Origin of the sequence: Chitinibacter fontanus, from assembly GCF_013423785.1 — a bacterium.
In the GTDB taxonomy this organism is placed as follows: domain Bacteria; phylum Pseudomonadota; class Gammaproteobacteria; order Burkholderiales; family Chitinibacteraceae; genus Chitinibacter; species Chitinibacter fontanus.
The window spans coordinates 1,925,177-1,942,723 of the sequence record NZ_CP058952.1 but is presented as its reverse complement, the minus strand read 5'-3'; the positions used below and the strand labels follow the sequence as shown (position 1 = coordinate 1,942,723).

Sequence of the window (17,547 nt, the reverse complement as noted above, 5' to 3'; positions counted from 1 at the left end):
AGCTAGACTTAAACGCCCAGCTACTAGTTCGCGTGGCTTAAAACAAACGCTTACGACGACGCGTTACCAGACCAACCATACCAACGCCAATCAAACCAAACAATTCGGGTTTTACCGCAATGGATGCTGCTCGCGCCGGGCTCACTGTCGCCGCAGCAAGAACAGGAAGATTAGGCTGATCACTGCTCATTTTTTGGAAGTTGTGGCGCACTAATAAATGATCTGGCACATGAATTACTTCTGCCTGTGCCACGCCGGCTAGCAAGACAGATGAAGCCCAAAATACTGATAATTTCATGATTTCAACCTGACCATTTGTGAAACAATACAACGTAATATATCAGGCATTTGAGTCAAAACCATTACAAATTGTACAAGCTAAGCTCAGACTGTGAATGTAGCCATAGCTCTACAGACTACATTTTTACTGGGTTTCTAGCTCGTTACCCCCCTCTACCCCTGCCACTAGCAATTCGCAAAGGAAGAGGGGACGCTTGTAAGCTTAGTGACGTTTACGACGCAGCACCAAAGCAACCAAACCTAGGCCTAGTAAGGCATAAGTTTCCGGCTCAGGTACTGGGGCGACTTGCACATTACCTGCTGCCTGAAACCGCAAAGGGGTATTGGCCGCGGAGTCAATCTGGAAAATACTTCCTGACGCATTCCCCAGTACGGTATCGTAATTTTTATCTAATAATTGGGCTGAAAAACTAGTGCCATCTGCACTAGGCTGGCCAGCCCAGTCACCGCTAAAATCAACCACGAAACTCAATTTTTTGCCAAAAATCACTGATTGGGCCAGATAGCTGCTGGCACTATTATTTTGGTTGCTCAGTGTCAGTTGGGATGTGAGCCCACCCGCCACCGCACCATCTTGCTGATCAACCGCACCAAGCACTTGCCAGCCGCGCAATTGGCTAATGGTTGCTGCAATATTGGGCGAGCCGAGCAAACTGCCTAAACTGAAATACACAAAACCACTGTGCTGCTCCACACTTTGGGTATCCACTTCCACCCGATATGCCGTTGCGTGTGCCATGGCTGTGGCACAGAGCAGCGCCAATGCTAGCGTTGTTTTTTTCCAGAACTTCATTATCTTGGTCCTTCCGAATTAGTAATTGATTTGGGCTTGCAAAATGCTTGCGCTGTAGCTCAGCGCCACTTTGGCGGGATTATTAATTTGTAATGGCAACGCCACTTTACTGGCCGCTGCTGGGTTATTGAGCAGCAGATAAGGCACGCCATTGAGGTAGCCTTGGGCATTAAGCAAAGTCACACCTGCTGGCAAGCCATTGATCAAGACCAGTAATTGGCCATTAATCGCGGTATTAGCCGTCAAGGACAACGTACCGGTGTAGGCTTTACTTTGCAGGTTGTAAGTCAAACCCGTTTTTTGCTGCGCAAAATTGCGGCTTAAATCGACATAGCTAGCGGGCAAATTAAAGCGTGCAACTTCTGGCTCATGATCGCTGGCTTGATCCGCAAACTCCGAATTAACATGCACCACGTCGTAATCAGCCACGCGACTCAGTGGCTCACTAGCCAGAATATGATCGAGTACTTGGCTATTCCCTTCATAAACATAGGTATAACGTTCGTTTTCTGGCAGTGTTTCCACCAGATCGATCAGCCCGGCTGCTTTGAGCTTGGCAAGTGGTTTTGAGAATTGGTAGTCGTTCAAATCACCCAGCACTGCAATTTTGGCATTTGGGTTCAGGCTACGGATTTGGCCAACAAAATCAGCAACCACCTCCGCTTGCTGATTGCGCTGACCTTCGGAGTTGAGCTGTGGCGGCTGAAAGTGACCACGTAGCGGTTGATCACCACCTTTTGAATTAAAGTGGTTCGCAATCACAAATAATTTATGCCCGTTAAACATAAACTCTGCCGCTAAGGGCTTGCGACTGCTGGCAAATGCAGCATTTGTCGGGTCAATCCGACCAGGGCTTGCACTTAAACATGCCAACTCTGCGCAAGCTTGTACCGTGGTGCTACTCAAAGCCGACCCACCTGCTCGATCAATAAATTGCACGCGGGCTGGGTTGTACAAAAATACCTGGCGGATATTGCCGCCCGGCTCGCCACCATCTTGTTTCGCGGCAGGATCGATCTGGCGATAGTCATAGGCAGGGCCACCCGCAGTACGAATGGCGCCAATTAACTGATTCATAGTTACCGCAGGGCTAACCACTGCATCCTCTGTAGCGCCATTGCTATCCTGAATCTCCATCAGGCCAACAATGTCTGGCGCCTGCAGATTAGTGACAATTTGCTTAGCAAGCCGTGCGAACTTTGGCGCACCATCACTCGGATCCAGATTTTCCACATTAAATGAGCCGAGCGATAACTCATCGTTGCGGGCGGGCCGAGTCGTTTCTGGTTGCAAGCCTGCCTGTACCAACGGGCTTAATTCAGTCGCCAACAATTGGAAATTGGCAAAGTTGTAATCCACTACGCCAATTGCAGTCTGAAATGAATCCCCCACGTTAGCCACAGGGACCTGAACTGCACCATTCGCTAAGATCAAGCGTTGCGGGTTGCTATTATCGGCACTAATGACGACCCCACCGCGTGGGCTGGGCAATTGCGCGCCAGCCCGATAATTTGCCACCACAGGGGTTTCGTTGGTTTTGTAACGGGTCGGGCCAACGACTTGCGCACCATTAAGCTGCACGCGCATGGCTTCAAGGCTTTCGAAATAATCGAGGCCATTAGTTAAATCCAAGCTATTGGCCGCCTCAACATCGGTGCCCAGCCCTTGCCAGATGGTTTGCGTTGGCACTTTACTGTCGAGCACGATGGCGGGCGGTAGCGCATTACCACTACTTAATTTGTTGATTTGGCCGGCACCATTGGCGACCAGTTGCGTCGTCGTCAAGTTATTGCTACCGCCCGTACCGCCAGGGCGGAACTCTTTTACTATGCCACTCACTTCCACCGCATCGCCGACTTGCAGCGTCGGTTTTGCACCTAGGTATACAAAAATACCTTCCGAAGTAAGGGGGTTATTGTCCGGCTGCGGGTCTTGCATAAAGAAACCGGTACTTGATAGCAAGGTCACGATGCCGGGTACATTTGCGACTGTTTTACCTTCGTAGCTAGAGCGGTGTTTGCTGCCTTGAATGTCATGAATACGAACCACTGTCGGGCTTGGGTTGCCCCCAGTATTACCGTCTGGCGGTAAAGGCCCTACCGCCGAACATAGCGCGATTGGGCTACTTGAATTGCGGGGGGTGGGCGCGGCAGGTGTAAAATCATCGCCGTTTTGATTGCTATCACTGCAACCTGCATTATTGCGCACGATCGCTGTGGTGTTTGATGGTGCAGCAGTAGGTGCTTTACCTTCAAATTGGCTGGCTGTGGCACCAAAACCTACGAAGTCTTCGACCCCAGCCGCGCTTACACAGCTAGTGCCGCAGTTCAGGATGCTAGTACTACTTACCAGCGCCACTTTGCCCACAGTGGCCCCTAATAGCAAGGAACCTTGCACATCTGGACTAGGTAAGCTCTGTGTGCCACCCAGACCTGCAGCTTGCTGTACCAACAGGTATTGCCCGGGTTTTACATCACCGCTTAGATTGGTTTTTTGCCAACTGGTGCCTGTGGCAGACGCATATTGCACACTCCAGCCATTGACCGAAATCGCGGCATCACCTGCATTGAATAACTCAATAAAATCATTTTTATAGGTCGCACCAGTATTACCACCACCACCGTACACTTGGCTAATTACTAACTTGCCCGCGGCTTGGCTAAGCGGATGCCACGCCATCAGGCAGGCGAGCGCAATAGAGCTCAATTTTCCTAGAGGTTTCATTTAATCATCCCTGTATGTTGTTATTGACTCAGTCGATGCTGAGCCGAGCACCTTACAAGGCTGTCATTAAAATCGCAGGTCAGAATAATGACAGTTCAGTGGCGAAGTAATGACTAATAAAAAAACCCGCCGTAGCGGGTTTAGCAATGCTTATTATTAAGTCGTCGCCCTTAAGCAGGCAACGCATGACCAAAAGCGGCCTGATACTGCGCGTTTAACTCGGCCAGGTTGAATTTGTGATTCTGCCCACCGCGGTGCGCAATTTTAATGCTACCGAGCAGGGACGCTAAACGACCCGTCGTTGGCCAATCCCAGCCTTGCATCAAGCCATGCAACAAACCTGCGCGGAACGCATCGCCGCAACCAGTAGGATCGAGCACTGCGGTTGCTGGCACCGCTGGAATTTCATAGCAGCTACCCTCAGCATAAATGGTGGCACCTTCAGCACCCAAGGTCACCACCAATGCTTTTACTCGTGTAGCCAACTGCTCAAGAGTTAGGCCTGTGGCTTTGCACAGCATTTCTGCTTCGTAATCATTGAGGGTCAAGTAGCTTGCCAGATCGATAATTTCGAGCAACTCTTCGCCGCTAAACATCGGCATACCTTGACCCGGATCGAAAATAAACGGGATTCCCGCCTGAGCCAGTTGGCGGCTATGATCTTGCATCCCTTGCTTGCCATCGGGTGACACAATCGCGATTGAGAGCGCCTCTTTCACATCCAGCACACTATTTACATGGGACACCCCCATTGCACCGGGGTGGAACGCAGTAATCTGGTTATCATCCAGATCAGTAGTAATAAAGCATTGCCCGGTAAAGCCTTCTTGCTCGGTAATGTAATCCTGCCGGATTTGCATTTGCTCCAACCAAGTAGCGTAAACACCAAAATCCTTACCAACCGTAGCCATAATCAATGGCTCAGAGCCGAGCATTTTTAAGGTGTAGGCAATATTCCCGGCACAGCCACCTAATTCGCGGCGCATTTCTGGCACTAGAAATGACACAGACAGAATATGGATTTGCTCCGGCAGGATGTGTTTTTTGAAGTGATCAGGAAACACCATGATGGTGTCATAAGCCATTGAGCCGCAAATAAGAGCAGACATTCATTTTCTCCGAGTAGATTTCTGAATTATACGTATGCAATCTGAGATCGTTGGCATGAATTTGTCTCATCCTGATGCTCAGTGATGTTGCAACACAGCGACGTCGATCACACTCTGATGACCACTCATCAGTTCTGACTTTACCCTGACGAATCTTGAAGGCATATTGCGATCATTAGGGAAAATACCTACATCAGCAAGTTCTTATTTACACATGTCACACGATTTATTCTCACTCGCAGCCGCGGCCATGATTTGTGCATTATTGGGTGCAGGAATGTACCTCAATCTAGCACGCGGCCATCATAGCGAACGCGGCATCACCACCTTGGCAATTGGCGGCGTCATTCATCAGTCGGGCTGGCTAATTTGGGCATTGGATCAATTCCTTAGCAATAACCTCATCAGCTGGGTGGCTATTTTGCTATTACTGCTTGGCCAACTCGGCCTGCTAGCAGGCACACGCCGATCATTTGCTCGCCCTGCCGTATTGGGGTGGTGGGCAGCATTACTGCCAATCTGGTTGATCGTGATGGCTATGAGCATGCTGCAAGTCATTTCGGAATCACAAAGCACCTTAGCCCAAGCACTATTGCTCGCGCCGCTGGCGTTTCAAATTGGCCGCGAAGCATTCTTGCCAAGCAATGATGAAGACTGGAGCTTTCCACGCTGGCTACTAGTTGGCACGACTCATTCACTGGCTGTAGTGCTATTACTAGCGGGTTTTAGTTGCATAATTGGGGCTGCTAGCGACATACAAACCAGTGCCATTCTGGCCTCATTGGCCTGCCTGATTGGGCTGATCTTGCCATACAGCTATCAATTAATGATTTCGCATCGTCTGTATACCCGCCTGAGCAAGCTGGTACGCTATGACGCGCTAACTGGTTTACTCAATCGGCGCGGCATGGAAGAACATGCAGGACGCGAATTGCATCGTGCCCGCAAACACCAAAGCTCGCTGGGGCTGATGCTGATCGATATTGATCAGTTCCGAATTGTGAACCAACGCTATGGCTATGGCGCTGGCGATGTGGCTTTGAAAAAGTGTGCCAAGAAAATGCGCGAAATCGCAGGTGAGGACGCTCTGATCGGACGAGTTGCGGGCGAAGAATTTTGCGTCATTTTCACTGACAAAGATTCACACACTCTACGCACCTTGGCTGTAGAAATCGAAATGGCACTACAAGCACTCACAATCGAACACGGCGATCACAGTTTTCATGTGTCAGTGACGTTATCGTTAGTGAAATATGGCCGCCACGGCAACCAATTTGAAGCGCTATTGCAACGCGCGGAAGAAAAACTACAGCAACGTAAAGGCAATTTACGGCTTGAGCCACTCCCCGATGGGGCCATCACAGTGGCACCGTAATATCACTGATGGCGATCAAAACACCTATGCAATTGTCTTAGATCAAGCAGCACCAAGTTTAGATCAATCAATCACTTATCGGGAAAAACCAGCAGTGCTACATTACTTGGGCTCTTATCATCCCAAGGACTTTAGCAATGAAATTCGACACGCTCGCCATTCATGCTGGTTACAGCCCCGACCCGACCACCAAAGCGGTAGCGGTGCCAATCTATCAGACCACCAGCTATGCCTTTGATGACACTCAGCATGGTGCTGATCTGTTTGATCTGAAGGTCAAAGGCAATATCTACACCCGCATCATGAACCCAACCACCGATGTACTGGAACAACGGGTGGCCGCACTAGAAGGTGGGATTGGTGCACTGGCGCTGGCCTCGGGGCAAGCGGCGATTACCTATGCGATCCTCACTATCGCCGAAGCGGGCGACAATATCATTGCCACCAGCGCGCTGTATGGCGGCACCTACAATCTATTTGCCCATACGCTGCCGCAGTACGGCATTAGCGTTAAATTCGTCGATGCCAACGACCCGCAAGCCGCTGCTGCGCTGATCGACGAAAAGACCAAAGCAATCTACTGCGAATCGATCGGTAATCCATTGGGCAACGTCGTCGACTTTGCTGCGTTTGCCGCCGTCGCCCATGCTGGTGGCGTACCGTTGATCGTCGACAATACCGTCCCCACTCCCTACCTCACCCGCCCTATCGAGCATGGTGCAGACATCGTCGTGCATAGCCTGACCAAATACATGGGCGGCCACGGCACCAGCATTGGCGGCATTATTGTCGATAGCGGTAAATTCCCGTGGGCGGAGCACAGAGCACGTTTCCGTCGTCTGAACGAGCCAGAGGTGAGCTACCACGGCGTGATCTACACCGAGGCACTCGGCCCCGCCGCCTTTATTGGCCGCGCGCGCACCGTACCGCTGCGCAATATGGGTGCGGCAATCTCGCCATTTAACTCTTTCCTGATCTTGCAGGGGCTGGAAACACTGGCGCTGCGCATGGATCGCCATGTCGAAAACGCGCTGAAAGTAGCCGATTTCCTCGCTGCACACCCGAAAGTGGAATGGGTGAATTACGCTGGCCAAGCGGGGCATCCAAGCAAGGCCTTGGTGGACAAGTACTTCGGTGGCAAAGCGTCAGGCTTGTTGACCTTTGGCGTAAAAGGCGGCCGCGAGGCCGGTGCACGTTTCCAAGACGCGCTGCAATTGATCACCCGGCTGGTCAATATTGGCGACGCCAAATCATTGGCTTGCCACCCAGCCAGCACCACGCATCGTCAGCTCTCACCAGATGAACTGAAAAAAGCGGGAGTTTCAGAAGATATGGTGCGCCTGTCTATTGGCATTGAGCACATCGATGACATTTTGGCGGATCTGGATCAGGCGCTAGCTAAGGCGTAAATAGATAGGGTATCTGCCTTCAAATCATTCTGTTCAATAGATTGAAGCAGATACCCAAACAATCTAAGCACAATTTAACTTATTCACTGCTTGTAATGCACAACCTAGACGTGCAGAGCCAAGGCCGTGCACAAGCGTTGACACCACCGATTGCTGCATCAATGCTGCGTGATAACGCGCAAATAAGGCCTCCCGGTCTAACGGGTTTTCGCGCAAAGGATCAGGCTGCCAAGGCAGATCGGCCGCAGTCAGTAAATGAAGCACATAATCTTGCGGGCGCCACAATTGCGCCAGCTCGGACGGACATTCGCCAAATCGAACCTGCGCCCAAATCAGACAAACTAGCACGCTGGTATCGCACACTAGCCACTGTGCACCAGCTGCCAACTGGTTTTCCAGCTCCAGCTGGCCGTAAGCGATGGCAATAATATCGTCCATGCTATATGTGGTGCGGCGCTGGGCGGCAAACCAAGAGCGAGAAAACTCCGGTACCCATGGCGCGTTTAACTCTTGAGCTAACTCGCGGGCTAGACTAGTTTTGCCACACGATTCAGGGCCCACAATCGCAATACGGTAAGTCATGCCAGAGCCTTGTGCCAGCGATGCCAACCCCAAACAGCCAACAGCGTTAACAAAACATACAACACGGCGGTGATATACAGCGTTTTATACAGATATACCCCACTCGCTAGTAGATTAAGTACGATCCAGTATGGCCAGTTCTCAATCCGCTTTTTGGCCTGCATCCATTGTGCCAGCAAGCCAAACACAAAAATTGCGGAGTCAAGCACCGGCACATCGGTAGGCAGAAAATGAATTTGCAGGCTTGAAACAGCAACGGTAGCCACTATGCCAACCGCGTTCAGCACCAGCCACTCATTTCGACTCAAACGACGAATAGGTAAATCTGCTTGTCCTTGGTTACTACGCCACTGCCACCAGCCATACACCGCCAACACCGCATAGACTGCCTGCAAAGTTGCCTCACCAAACAGATTAAATTTGGCGAACAACCATACATACAGCAGGCTGGCCAACAATTGCAACGGCCAAGTCAACACGTGTGCACGCGCAGCCAGCGCAATCGCCACTAAAGTCAGCACAAAACCAATTATTTCAAGCAATGACATATGCGAAATCAAACTCATTGAAAGCGCAATAGTTTAACAGGCTCAATCGCCAGCGACGTGCTCTTGGCTGCTCATCACAGCGGCAGTTGCATTAAATCATCTACAATTTGCGCTGATACAAATTTTCCCACCTGCCAAACCGCCTCGCTCGGCTTACGGACGATTTGTCACGGTATAATCAGCGCATCATTGTCGGAATTACTCATCATGACCAGCACCGTTTTACCCAGCGCCCAACGTCTTGTCATCAAAGTTGGCTCCAGCCTTGTCACAAATGATGGCAAAGGATTGGATCACACCGCTCTGAGCCGCTGGGCCAAGGAAATTGCCGAGCTGGCACGGCAAGGGAAACAGGTCGTGTTGGTTTCGAGTGGGGCAATCGCCGAAGGTGTAGCGCGTCTGGGTTGGAGTAGCAAACCGAGTGCGGTACACGAAAAACAAGCCGCCGCTGCGGTAGGCCAGATGGGGCTGTGTCGCGCCTATGAAGCGGCATTTCAGGAATACGGCCTGACCTGCGCCCAAGTGCTGCTAACCCATGAAGATTTATCTGATCGCACCCGCTATCTGAATGCAAGGTCAACCTTATTGACACTATTGCAGCTAGGCGTGATTCCGATCATCAATGAAAACGACACCGTCGTTACCGCCGAAATCAAATTTGGTGACAACGACACCCTCGGCGCCTTGGTCACCAACTTAATCGAGGGCGATGCGCTGGTCATCCTGACCGATCAGACTGGTCTCTACACAGCCGATCCGCGCAGCAACCCCGACGCCACATTGGTGCGCTTTGCCACTGCAGGCGATGAAGCGTTGGAAGCGATGGCCGGCGGCGCTGGCTCTAGCGTCGGTACCGGCGGCATGTACACCAAAATCATCGCAGCCAAACGCGCAGCGCGCAGCGGTGCGGCCACCATCATTGCGTGTGGCCGCGAAACTGATGTACTCACCCGCTTGGCGGCTGGCGAAGCGATTGGCACCCAGCTCACTGCGCACACCACACCGCTGCATGCCAAAAAACAATGGATTGCCGATCATTTGCAACTGAAAGGGCGCGTGACACTGGATGCTGGTGCCGTACGCGCACTCAAGCAAGGTGGCTCAAGTCTCTTGCCAATTGGTGTTAGCGCGGTCGAAGGTGAGTTTTTACGCGGGGAAGTGGTGAGCTGTATCGATGGCAACGGGGTAGAGATTGCCAGAGGTTTAATCAACTATAGTTCGCAAGAAACCAGCCGCATTCTGCGTCACCCTACCGGTCAGATTGAGGCGATCTTGGGTTACATTGACGAGGCCGAACTCATCCACCGTGACAACCTAGTCATTTCCTAAAGGGTATATGCCTAGAGCCAATAAATAAAAAGGCCCACAAGCAAATACATAGGTGAATAATGTGAAAGACCCAGTTCAGCTTGCACAACTTGCCCGCGCCGCAGCACAGCGCGCCGACTGGGATAAAGCACAAACCCTGATGTTTCAAGCCTTACAGCTTGCGCCTGATGCAGCGGCATTGCATTTGAATTATGGCAATATCCTTAAGCAATTAGGCCGTTATGACGAAGCCAGAGTGGCATATGAACAGGCACTCCATTGGCAACCTAATTGGGCGGATGCCCACTATAATTTGGGCAATCTTGCACTGGTTCAACAAAACCCAATCGCGGCGACCGAGCATTATCGCGCCACACTGGATGCCAATCCGGCGCATATTGAAGCACACTACAACTTAGCAACTATCCTCACTAATTTGGGACAATTTGCCCCTGCCCATCAGCATTTTGCTGCTGCGCTCGCACTTAATCCCAACCATGCGGATGCTCTGCATAATTTAGGCCGCCTCTATCGGCGGCAAAACCAAATTGAACAGGCAAGACATTATTATCAAGCCGCTTTACTAGCCAACTCTGAACATGCTTTGGCCAAATATAGTCTTGGCACGCTGGACTTGTATGAAGGGCATTGGCTCAGCGGTTGGCAGGGGTACGAGGCTCGCTGGAAGGCGCTCAATCGCCCTTACCCAGCCACCCCCGTGCCACGTTGGACAGGCGACACAGTGCCGCAGAGCGCACATTTATTAGTGATCGGCGAGCAAGGATTTGGCGATATGCTGCAATTTGCCCGCTTCTTGCCACAACTACGCCGCATTTTTGATGCCGTGACCGTCTTGGTTCCTAGCGCCTTAAGCCGATTGCTGCAACAAAGTTTCGGCTCGGCCATCAAGATCGTCACTGAGTTGCATGATCACAATGACTTTACCCATCACATCCCGCTGATGAGCCTTGCGGCGGCCCTTAAAATTACCGAACACAATCTATGTGGCGATGCCTATCTTTGCGCCGATGCCAATGATGTGGCAACATGGCAAGCGCGTTTACCCACGGGGTTTAAAGTTGGTTTGGCTTGGCAGGGCAACCCTCAGCAAACAGATAATCGTTGGCGCAGCATTCCTACGCCGCAATTAGCACCTCTGCTGGCGCAGCCGGGGGTTGTTTGGTGCAGCTTGCAAGTTGGCATTACCCCTCCCGTAGGGCTACGCGACGACAGCGCGGGCTGGCACGATTTTGCCGACACCGCAGCTTATCTGAAAAATATGGATTTGGTGATTAGCTGCTGCACGGCCACCATTCATCTCGCTGGCGCACTAGGCATTCCCTGCCTGCTCCTGAGCCGAATTGATGCCGATTGGCGCTGGCAAGGACTGCGCCACGATAGCCCATGGTATACGTCGCTACAAATTGCGCGACAAACGAGCTTCAATGAATGGCAACAGCCGATTGCACAAGCAATCGGCTGGCTAAAATTGCAACAACAAAAACGCAAAGGCTAAAAGGTTTACTGCCCCGAACACACGGCGCAATCACCCATAAACTTAGCCACACCAAATGACTTCTTGATGGTCTCAACCGCCCATGGCGCACTGAAACGGCAGAAATCATCAGCCAAATAACCTTGCCAAGCGTTATGGCCGTTTTTGCTGATCAGTTGCCATTCTTTTTTATTGCTTTGTCGCCATTCGGCATCTTTGCTGGTGGCATTTGCGTAACGACGATATTGATTTGAGGCGCAATCAATACCTTCAAAAACCAGCGTGGTCACATTGCCGGCTTTAGGCTTAACGGCTACAACATAGCGCACGATTTCATCAGGCCCCACGGTAATGCTATCCAATGCCAACTGGAACTGGGTCTTTGCCCCTGCTTGTGGCACATTAAAATCTGCCCATTGCTGCAAAGCACTGATTTTTGGCGTCACAAATTCGCTTTCAACCGGCACTGGCCGCTCACCATTGAGCCATGATTTGACGATCCCTACCCCGTCTCCCGATCCCGTTGCATTCTTAGGCGCCATTTCTTCTGCGAAAGACAATGCGCTCACTAGCATCAACATCAATAGCGCCACGCGCATGGTGTATCCCCGTCCCAAAAAAGCAAATGCTATCACGAGCGTACAGTTAATGTGAGATCCGGATCATCGGCACATTTTCACCTTCATGCTCGCTAAGCCATGCTGGCTGCAGCGTAACATGGTTAATGTGGTATTTTTCTTCCAGCATCGCGTTAAGCTGCAAGATCATGCGCGGCCAAGCATTAGCATCCGCAATAATCAGATGTGCAGATAATGCAGTACGTTTGCCACCAATACTCCAGACATGCAGATCATGTAGTTCAACAATACCGGGGGTCGCGCTAATTTCGGCCGCCACCGCTTCCAAATTCAAACCATCAGGCACACCATCCATCAGCAGATGGGTCGATGTTTTGAGCAAGGCCCATGTCGAGCGCAGAATTAGTAGCGAAACAGCAATCGACAAAATAGGATCAATTGGTTTCCAGCCGGTGTAATAAATCACCGCGCCCGCAGCGATAGCAGCCACCGAGCCGAGCAAATCACCCAATACGTGAATTAATGCAGCACGACTATTCAGATTGTCATGATCATGCGAAAGCTGCCAAGCCGATACTACATTGACCAGCAAGCCAATCACCGCAATCACCATCACCCCCAACCCATTGACCGGTTCTGGATGCAGTAAGCGCTGAACAGCTTCAACAATAATCCATACCACCAGTGCAATCATTGTGACGCTATTAAGCAGCGCGCCAATCAACTCAGCGCGTGCATAACCATACGATTTGGCGGCATTGGCTGGGCGCTGGCCGATCACATTGGCGATTAAGGCCAATAGCAAGGCAGCACTGTCGGTCATCATATGACCAGCATCGGAAATCAGCGCCAGTGAGCCAGACCAAAACCCCCCTGCCAACTCAACAAAGGCAAAACCAAAGGTCACAATCAACGCCACCAGCAACCTTTTTTGCGACGTAGGTGCGGCGTGATCATGATGATGGTGACTATGGTCGTGACGATGATCATGATGCGCATTGTGGCCACCTGGGCGATCATGCGGGTGTGCATGCTGCTCGCCATCAGGATAATGCTTATGCGTATGGGGTGTATTGCTCACTTCTTCATTCCTTATATAGCTTTGAACTGGATACCCACCGAAAAACCACCCTCGGTACGATTTGAAAATACCACTTTGGCGCCGTGCAATTGCGCGATGCGCAACACAATCGACAAGCCCAGCCCAGCGCCAAGCTGGGTTTGGCCTGCGGGACGATAAAATCGCTCGCCTAAACGCTGCAAGGTTTCTGCATCCACCCCCGGGCCATCGTCAGACACACGCAGGTGGTCACCATCAAGCTGCACCACAATCTGTACCGCCTGACCCGCATAGCGTTTGGCATTATCCAGTAAATTGCGCAGCAATAAGTTGAGCAATAAGGCATGTCCAGCAATCGTAGCGGGGGCATTCAGCTGCAAATGAGCATCATCGCTCGGCAACCCTGCGTCCCGTAAGGCTTGCTGCGCCAATTCACCTAAATTGACGGGGCTAAAATGCGGGCTTTCACCATATTCCAGCCGTGACATTTCCAATAGTTGTGCCACTAGGCGGGTGGTACGATCAATGCCTTCCAAGGCGCGCCCCAGCGCTTTAACACGCGTTTCGGGACGCGGACTACTTTGTGCCAATTCAATTTGTACCCGCAGCCCAGCCAGCGGAGTGCGCAATTCATGCGCCGCATCCGCGGTAAAGCGTCGTTCGCGCGCCAAGGTATCACTCACTTGGGCAAACAGCGCATTTAGGCGATCATGCAGCGGCACAATTTCGCTGGGGACCTGCAAATCGAGCGGGCTTAAATTATCTGGGGCGCGTTGCGCCAACTCGGCATCTACACTGCGCAATGGCTGCAAGCCACGACGGATCGCCAGCAATAATAGCGGCAGTAAAATTACCAGAGCCAGCAACGCCGTTTCGCCTAAATGTTCTGCCATCTCATTGGCGATCTTGCGATGGTGATACAAGGGCTCACCCACAATTAATTGGCGATTCTGATCCTGCCGCACGCAGATGCGCCAGTCTTGCCCTGCTAATCGTAAATTGAGTAAACCCGCACTTTGCGGGGCTTGCCGTGGGAATGTGGGTTGGATATTACTCGCCTGCACGGAGCCATCGCTGTGATACAGCGTAAAAGCCAAACGCACATGATGGTGATTACTCTGCGCAGGCAGGGTATTGAGATCATCTTCATCGCCCAAATTTTGCCACAGCATTTGGGTATAGGCGGCAAGCTGCTTATCCAGCAGTTCGGTGGTTTCCTTGCGCGCTTCGTACAGCAGTACCGCACTAAATACCGCCCAAGCCAGCAAGGTGGCCAGCAAAATCAAGACCGTCAATCGCGAGAGTAGTGAATGACTCAGCCAGTGCGTCCAGCGGCGCACCATCATTGCGGATCCCCCATTCGCCAGCCCAAACCACGCATATTTAAAATCGCGTCACTGCCCAGTTTTTTGCGCAAATGAGAAAGATGGACGTCCAGTGTATTACTCTCGACATCCCCACCCCAGCCATACATTTTGTCATCCAGCTGCGTGCGCGACAGATAATTGGGTGCATTGGCCAATAACACATGCAGCAGGCGAAATTCCATGGCAGTCAGTGGCAACGGCTCGCCGTGCAGCGTGGCACTTTGTTTTGCGGGGTCTAAGCGCAAATTACGCCAACATAAATCGTTGCCGCTGCGCCCTTGGGCGCGGCGCAGCAAGGCATGAATGCGCGCCACCAGCTCACCCAACGCAAACGGCTTAACCAAATAATCATCTGCACCAGCATTGAGACCAACAATCCGGTCATCAATACCATCGCGGGCGGTGAGGAGTAATACGGGTAAATCCTGCAGGTGAGCACCGGTTTGGCTGCGCAACCATTCCAGCAACTGCAAGCCATTTAAACGGGGTAAGGCAATGTCGAGCACAACGGCATCAAACTCATCCCGAGTGGATAAGGCGGTGCGGGCCGCTTCACCGTCTTGTAACCAATCAACGGCAAAGCCCGCATCGAGCAAGCCATCTTGCACGCCCTCGCCGAGCAATACATCATCTTCTACCAGCAATAAACGCATTAGTTCTGCGGCTCCGCCGCCACGCTCGTTTCTGTATTTGGTGCTGCCACCCGTTTATAGCCATGCACCATGGCAGCAGGCAGGTTTTCTTTATGTCGATGGCTTTCGATAATCGCGGCCAGCACATGCAAGCCTACGCCGGTTAGCAAGGTATACGCCATGATTTCGTGCAACTCTTCCAGCCATTCCTCACCCCAGAAGGCATCAGTGCCCATCAGGTAACCAGTCAGCCCCATGCCCAGCACCATCGTCAGCAAAAACAGCATCATCACCGCCCCTGCCGGGTTATGCCCTAAATAACGCGGGTGCTGACCTTTACGCATTCCTTGCAGGTAAGGAATTAAGCGGCTAGGAGTCGGAAACCAGTCGCTAAACCGAGCATGTTTGCTACCGATAAAGCCCCAGATAATCCGTGTGAGCACCAAACCCAGCGCGGCATAGCCTTCCCAACGATGCCAGGTGTCACCACCTTCGTTCAAAAAATTAATCAGCACTGCCGCCGCCAAACTCCAGTGCAGCACGCGTACCACCGGGTCCCAAACTTTAATCTTATCCATATCTTCACCCACCATTACAACAGGTATATGAACGTAGGCATTGCCAAGCAATACCTACAGACATATACCTATTAATCGATTTCAGCTTTTACGATATCCAGAGTTTTGCTATCGAAATAGACCTCGGCTTTTTTGCCTTCTTTGTTGTGGCCATAAATTTCATAGCATTCGCCAGAAACTTTAAATTTTTTAATCTTGTAGCCCATGCCTTCGATTTTGGCCTTGGCATCGGCTTCTTTCATCCATTCAGCTTTCGGGTGTTTGGTACAGTTGGCGCTTGCAAAGGTCAATGAAGACAAAGTCAAAGCGGCTACAGCGGTCAAAGTCATTAGTTTCATCATCAAGCTCCTGAGTGGTTTAAGTGATACTGCCAGCGTATTAAAACAATCTTGTATGAAGCGAAACTTAAGTTTAGAAAAATATTTTTCGCATGTGCGCAAAAACAAAGCCCCGTTGACGGGGCTCAAGATTAATTACTTGCCGCTCGCTACAGCTATGCGGCAACACTAACTACCACGGGCGGTGAGGATAATTTCGCGCAGCGCATCCAATTCATCGCTATCAATCCCAAAATAAGCCAGCGCGCGCGTGAAATGCGCGTCGCCCACCTCAAGATCAGGCTCTTGATCCATCTCGAGGGATAAATATTCGGCAATATGCGTTACGGCGATCAGCGATACCGCACCACCGGGTAGGGTTTTATCGGGTAAATCATATAAATCGGGTTCATGATGAAAGCGAATCGCCTGCCCCACCAGGCTGGGCAAGCCCCAATTACGCACCAGCAAGGCGCCAATCACTGGGTGAGTACAGGGAAAATATTGCCCTTCCACCTGATGCACCATTAATTTATCGCGTCGGCATTGCGCCAACACCTTTTCATATTCTGGGTAGCGCTGCATCATCAAGGGCTGACCGGCATTATGGAACAAGGCATAGGTGTACGCGGCATCTGGCGCCACACCAAATTGCCGACGGGCAATTAAACCAGCCGCCATCGCCAGCGACGATGCCCGCGACCAGAAATGCGCCAAATATTTACTCGCCACGCCTTCCATCGCTGATCGCAGCGCCGAGGCAATCACCACGCAATTGATATTACGGGTACCCAAGCGCTCTAAAGCATGCTGAATACTGCTGGTTTGCCCACCCGCACGAAACAGCGGCGAATTGGCTAATTTCAAAGTGACCGCCACCATCCCCGGATCGGCCGCAATCGACTCGGCCACCCGCCGGATATCCGGGTCTTCTTTTTCCATCTCCGCCATCACCTCGCTAACGACAGCTGGGCAGGTTGGAATCGAGATCGAGCTGAAAACTTTTTCAACATCCTGCTGCGAAAGGTCGAATTGAGCAGCGGTCAGGGTAGTGGACATAGGGGCACTCCAGAGCAAATGCGATTGATAGTTCACAACAGCAAAGATGCTTTAGCTTAGTGCGCCTAACACGCTTGCACCAAATAAAAAACCTGCTTACGCAGGTTTCAGGCTACTGACAAAGTGGAAAATCACTCTTTTCAAGTCTCGGCCAAGCCGAGCTTAGAAATAAGGCCTTAAATCTGCAGCCTTGATGTTTTACTCCCACCCCTCCCGTCCCCTCCTTGAGGGGAGCCTCGCTGAGCGAGCGGGGTTTGTTATCAATCTGAAACCTGCTGGCGCAGGTTTTATTTGGCTGAAATTGGTTCCACCG

Annotated in this window: 17 protein-coding genes; 4 read left to right on the top strand and 13 right to left on the bottom strand. The window is 51.5% G+C overall.

The window, feature by feature from the left end; all coding sequences use genetic code 11:
* Window positions 1-37 precede the first annotated feature (37 nt).
* The 4 genes from HZU75_RS09050 to HZU75_RS09035 form a co-directional block, all read right to left on the bottom strand.
* The gene (locus tag HZU75_RS09050; RefSeq protein WP_180305778.1) at window positions 38-298 is read right to left on the bottom strand and encodes a hypothetical protein; all 261 of its coding nucleotides are present in this window, start codon (window positions 296-298) and stop codon (window positions 38-40) included.
* A gap of 204 nt (window positions 299-502) precedes the next feature.
* Window positions 503-1,093, bottom strand: coding sequence for an NF038129 family PEP-CTERM protein (locus tag HZU75_RS09045; protein ID WP_180305777.1), 591 nt, complete (start codon window positions 1,091-1,093; stop codon window positions 503-505).
* Window positions 1,094-1,111: 18 nt separating this feature from the next.
* Window positions 1,112-3,817 carry a DUF8508 domain-containing protein gene (locus HZU75_RS09040; protein WP_180305776.1) on the bottom strand — a complete coding sequence of 902 codons (2,706 nt, stop codon included), beginning with the start codon at window positions 3,815-3,817 and terminating at the stop codon, window positions 1,112-1,114.
* Window positions 3,818-3,987: 170 nt separating this feature from the next.
* A complete protein-coding gene (locus HZU75_RS09035) occupies window positions 3,988-4,926 on the bottom strand; it encodes a carbohydrate kinase family protein (protein ID WP_180305775.1) in 939 nt (312 codons plus the stop codon).
* Between the two features lie 214 nt (window positions 4,927-5,140).
* Here HZU75_RS09035 and HZU75_RS09030 point away from each other — a divergent pair, with 214 nt between their 5' ends.
* On the top strand, window positions 5,141-6,301 hold the full coding sequence (locus HZU75_RS09030; RefSeq protein WP_180305774.1) for a GGDEF domain-containing protein: 1,161 nt from the start codon (window positions 5,141-5,143) through the stop codon (window positions 6,299-6,301).
* Between the two features lie 137 nt (window positions 6,302-6,438).
* Window positions 6,439-7,710: an O-acetylhomoserine aminocarboxypropyltransferase/cysteine synthase family protein gene (locus HZU75_RS09025; protein ID WP_180305773.1), complete on the top strand. Its 1,272-nt coding sequence runs from the start codon at window positions 6,439-6,441 to the stop codon at window positions 7,708-7,710.
* A gap of 63 nt (window positions 7,711-7,773) precedes the next feature.
* On the opposite strand, the gene HZU75_RS09020 is transcribed toward HZU75_RS09025, so the two are convergent.
* Both HZU75_RS09020 and pnuC read right to left on the bottom strand, forming a co-directional pair.
* Entirely contained in the window at window positions 7,774-8,292 is a 519-nt protein-coding gene (locus tag HZU75_RS09020) for an AAA family ATPase (RefSeq protein WP_180305772.1), read from the bottom strand.
* Entirely contained in the window at window positions 8,289-8,858 is a 570-nt protein-coding gene (pnuC, locus tag HZU75_RS09015) for a nicotinamide riboside transporter PnuC (protein ID WP_180305771.1), read from the bottom strand. The genes HZU75_RS09020 and pnuC overlap by 4 nt, the downstream gene beginning before the upstream one ends.
* Before the next feature lie 189 nt (window positions 8,859-9,047).
* Here pnuC and proB point away from each other — a divergent pair, with 189 nt between their 5' ends.
* Entirely contained in the window at window positions 9,048-10,169 is a 1,122-nt protein-coding gene (proB, locus tag HZU75_RS09010) for a glutamate 5-kinase (protein ID WP_180305770.1), read from the top strand.
* A 61-nt stretch (window positions 10,170-10,230) separates the two neighbouring features.
* Window positions 10,231-11,664 carry a tetratricopeptide repeat-containing glycosyltransferase family protein gene (locus HZU75_RS09005; RefSeq protein ID WP_180305769.1) on the top strand — a complete coding sequence of 478 codons (1,434 nt, stop codon included), beginning with the start codon at window positions 10,231-10,233 and terminating at the stop codon, window positions 11,662-11,664.
* Between the two features lie 5 nt (window positions 11,665-11,669).
* On the opposite strand, the gene HZU75_RS09000 is transcribed toward HZU75_RS09005, so the two are convergent.
* The 7 genes from HZU75_RS09000 to HZU75_RS08970 form a co-directional block, all read right to left on the bottom strand.
* Window positions 11,670-12,242: a CNP1-like family protein gene (locus HZU75_RS09000; protein WP_180305768.1), complete on the bottom strand. Its 573-nt coding sequence runs from the start codon at window positions 12,240-12,242 to the stop codon at window positions 11,670-11,672.
* Window positions 12,243-12,288: 46 nt separating this feature from the next.
* Complete coding sequence (locus HZU75_RS08995; RefSeq protein ID WP_180305767.1) at window positions 12,289-13,302, bottom strand: cation diffusion facilitator family transporter; 1,014 nt, start codon at window positions 13,300-13,302, stop codon at window positions 12,289-12,291.
* A gap of 11 nt (window positions 13,303-13,313) precedes the next feature.
* On the bottom strand, window positions 13,314-14,627 hold the full coding sequence (locus tag HZU75_RS08990; RefSeq protein ID WP_180305766.1) for an ATP-binding protein: 1,314 nt from the start codon (window positions 14,625-14,627) through the stop codon (window positions 13,314-13,316).
* Complete coding sequence (locus HZU75_RS08985; protein ID WP_180305765.1) at window positions 14,624-15,301, bottom strand: response regulator transcription factor; 678 nt, start codon at window positions 15,299-15,301, stop codon at window positions 14,624-14,626. The genes HZU75_RS08990 and HZU75_RS08985 overlap by 4 nt, the downstream gene beginning before the upstream one ends.
* Window positions 15,301-15,858, bottom strand: coding sequence for a cytochrome b/b6 domain-containing protein (locus HZU75_RS08980; protein ID WP_180305764.1), 558 nt, complete (start codon window positions 15,856-15,858; stop codon window positions 15,301-15,303). Before HZU75_RS08980 ends, HZU75_RS08985 begins: the two co-directional genes overlap by 1 nt.
* A gap of 71 nt (window positions 15,859-15,929) precedes the next feature.
* Window positions 15,930-16,199, bottom strand: coding sequence for a PepSY domain-containing protein (locus HZU75_RS08975; RefSeq protein WP_180305763.1), 270 nt, complete (start codon window positions 16,197-16,199; stop codon window positions 15,930-15,932).
* A 165-nt stretch (window positions 16,200-16,364) separates the two neighbouring features.
* Window positions 16,365-17,234, bottom strand: a complete 870-nt coding sequence (locus tag HZU75_RS08970) for an HDOD domain-containing protein (RefSeq protein ID WP_180305762.1) — start codon at window positions 17,232-17,234, stop codon at window positions 16,365-16,367.
* Window positions 17,235-17,547: the final 313 nt, after the last annotated feature.

Excerpts from the sequence above, each read along its gene's own strand:
- HZU75_RS09050 (WP_180305778.1), bottom strand. The coding sequence starts at position 298 with ATGAAATTATCAGTATTTTGGGCTTCATCTGTCTTGCTAGCCGGCGTG.
- HZU75_RS09045 (WP_180305777.1), bottom strand. The coding sequence starts at position 1,093 with ATGAAGTTCTGGAAAAAAACAACGCTAGCATTGGCGCTGCTCTGTGCC.
- HZU75_RS09040 (WP_180305776.1), bottom strand. The coding sequence starts at position 3,817 with ATGAAACCTCTAGGAAAATTGAGCTCTATTGCGCTCGCCTGCCTGATG.
- HZU75_RS09035 (WP_180305775.1), bottom strand. The coding sequence starts at position 4,926 with ATGTCTGCTCTTATTTGCGGCTCAATGGCTTATGACACCATCATGGTG.
- HZU75_RS09030 (WP_180305774.1), top strand. The coding sequence starts at position 5,141 with ATGTCACACGATTTATTCTCACTCGCAGCCGCGGCCATGATTTGTGCA.
- HZU75_RS09025 (WP_180305773.1), top strand. The coding sequence starts at position 6,439 with ATGAAATTCGACACGCTCGCCATTCATGCTGGTTACAGCCCCGACCCG.
- HZU75_RS09020 (WP_180305772.1), bottom strand. The coding sequence starts at position 8,292 with ATGACTTACCGTATTGCGATTGTGGGCCCTGAATCGTGTGGCAAAACT.
- pnuC (WP_180305771.1), bottom strand. The coding sequence starts at position 8,858 with ATGAGTTTGATTTCGCATATGTCATTGCTTGAAATAATTGGTTTTGTG.
- proB (WP_180305770.1), top strand. The coding sequence starts at position 9,048 with ATGACCAGCACCGTTTTACCCAGCGCCCAACGTCTTGTCATCAAAGTT.
- HZU75_RS09000 (WP_180305768.1), bottom strand. The coding sequence starts at position 12,242 with ATGCGCGTGGCGCTATTGATGTTGATGCTAGTGAGCGCATTGTCTTTC.
- HZU75_RS08990 (WP_180305766.1), bottom strand. The coding sequence starts at position 14,627 with ATGATGGTGCGCCGCTGGACGCACTGGCTGAGTCATTCACTACTCTCG.
- HZU75_RS08985 (WP_180305765.1), bottom strand. The coding sequence starts at position 15,301 with ATGCGTTTATTGCTGGTAGAAGATGATGTATTGCTCGGCGAGGGCGTG.
- HZU75_RS08980 (WP_180305764.1), bottom strand. The coding sequence starts at position 15,858 with ATGGATAAGATTAAAGTTTGGGACCCGGTGGTACGCGTGCTGCACTGG.
- HZU75_RS08975 (WP_180305763.1), bottom strand. The coding sequence starts at position 16,199 with ATGATGAAACTAATGACTTTGACCGCTGTAGCCGCTTTGACTTTGTCT.
- HZU75_RS08970 (WP_180305762.1), bottom strand. The coding sequence starts at position 17,234 with ATGTCCACTACCCTGACCGCTGCTCAATTCGACCTTTCGCAGCAGGAT.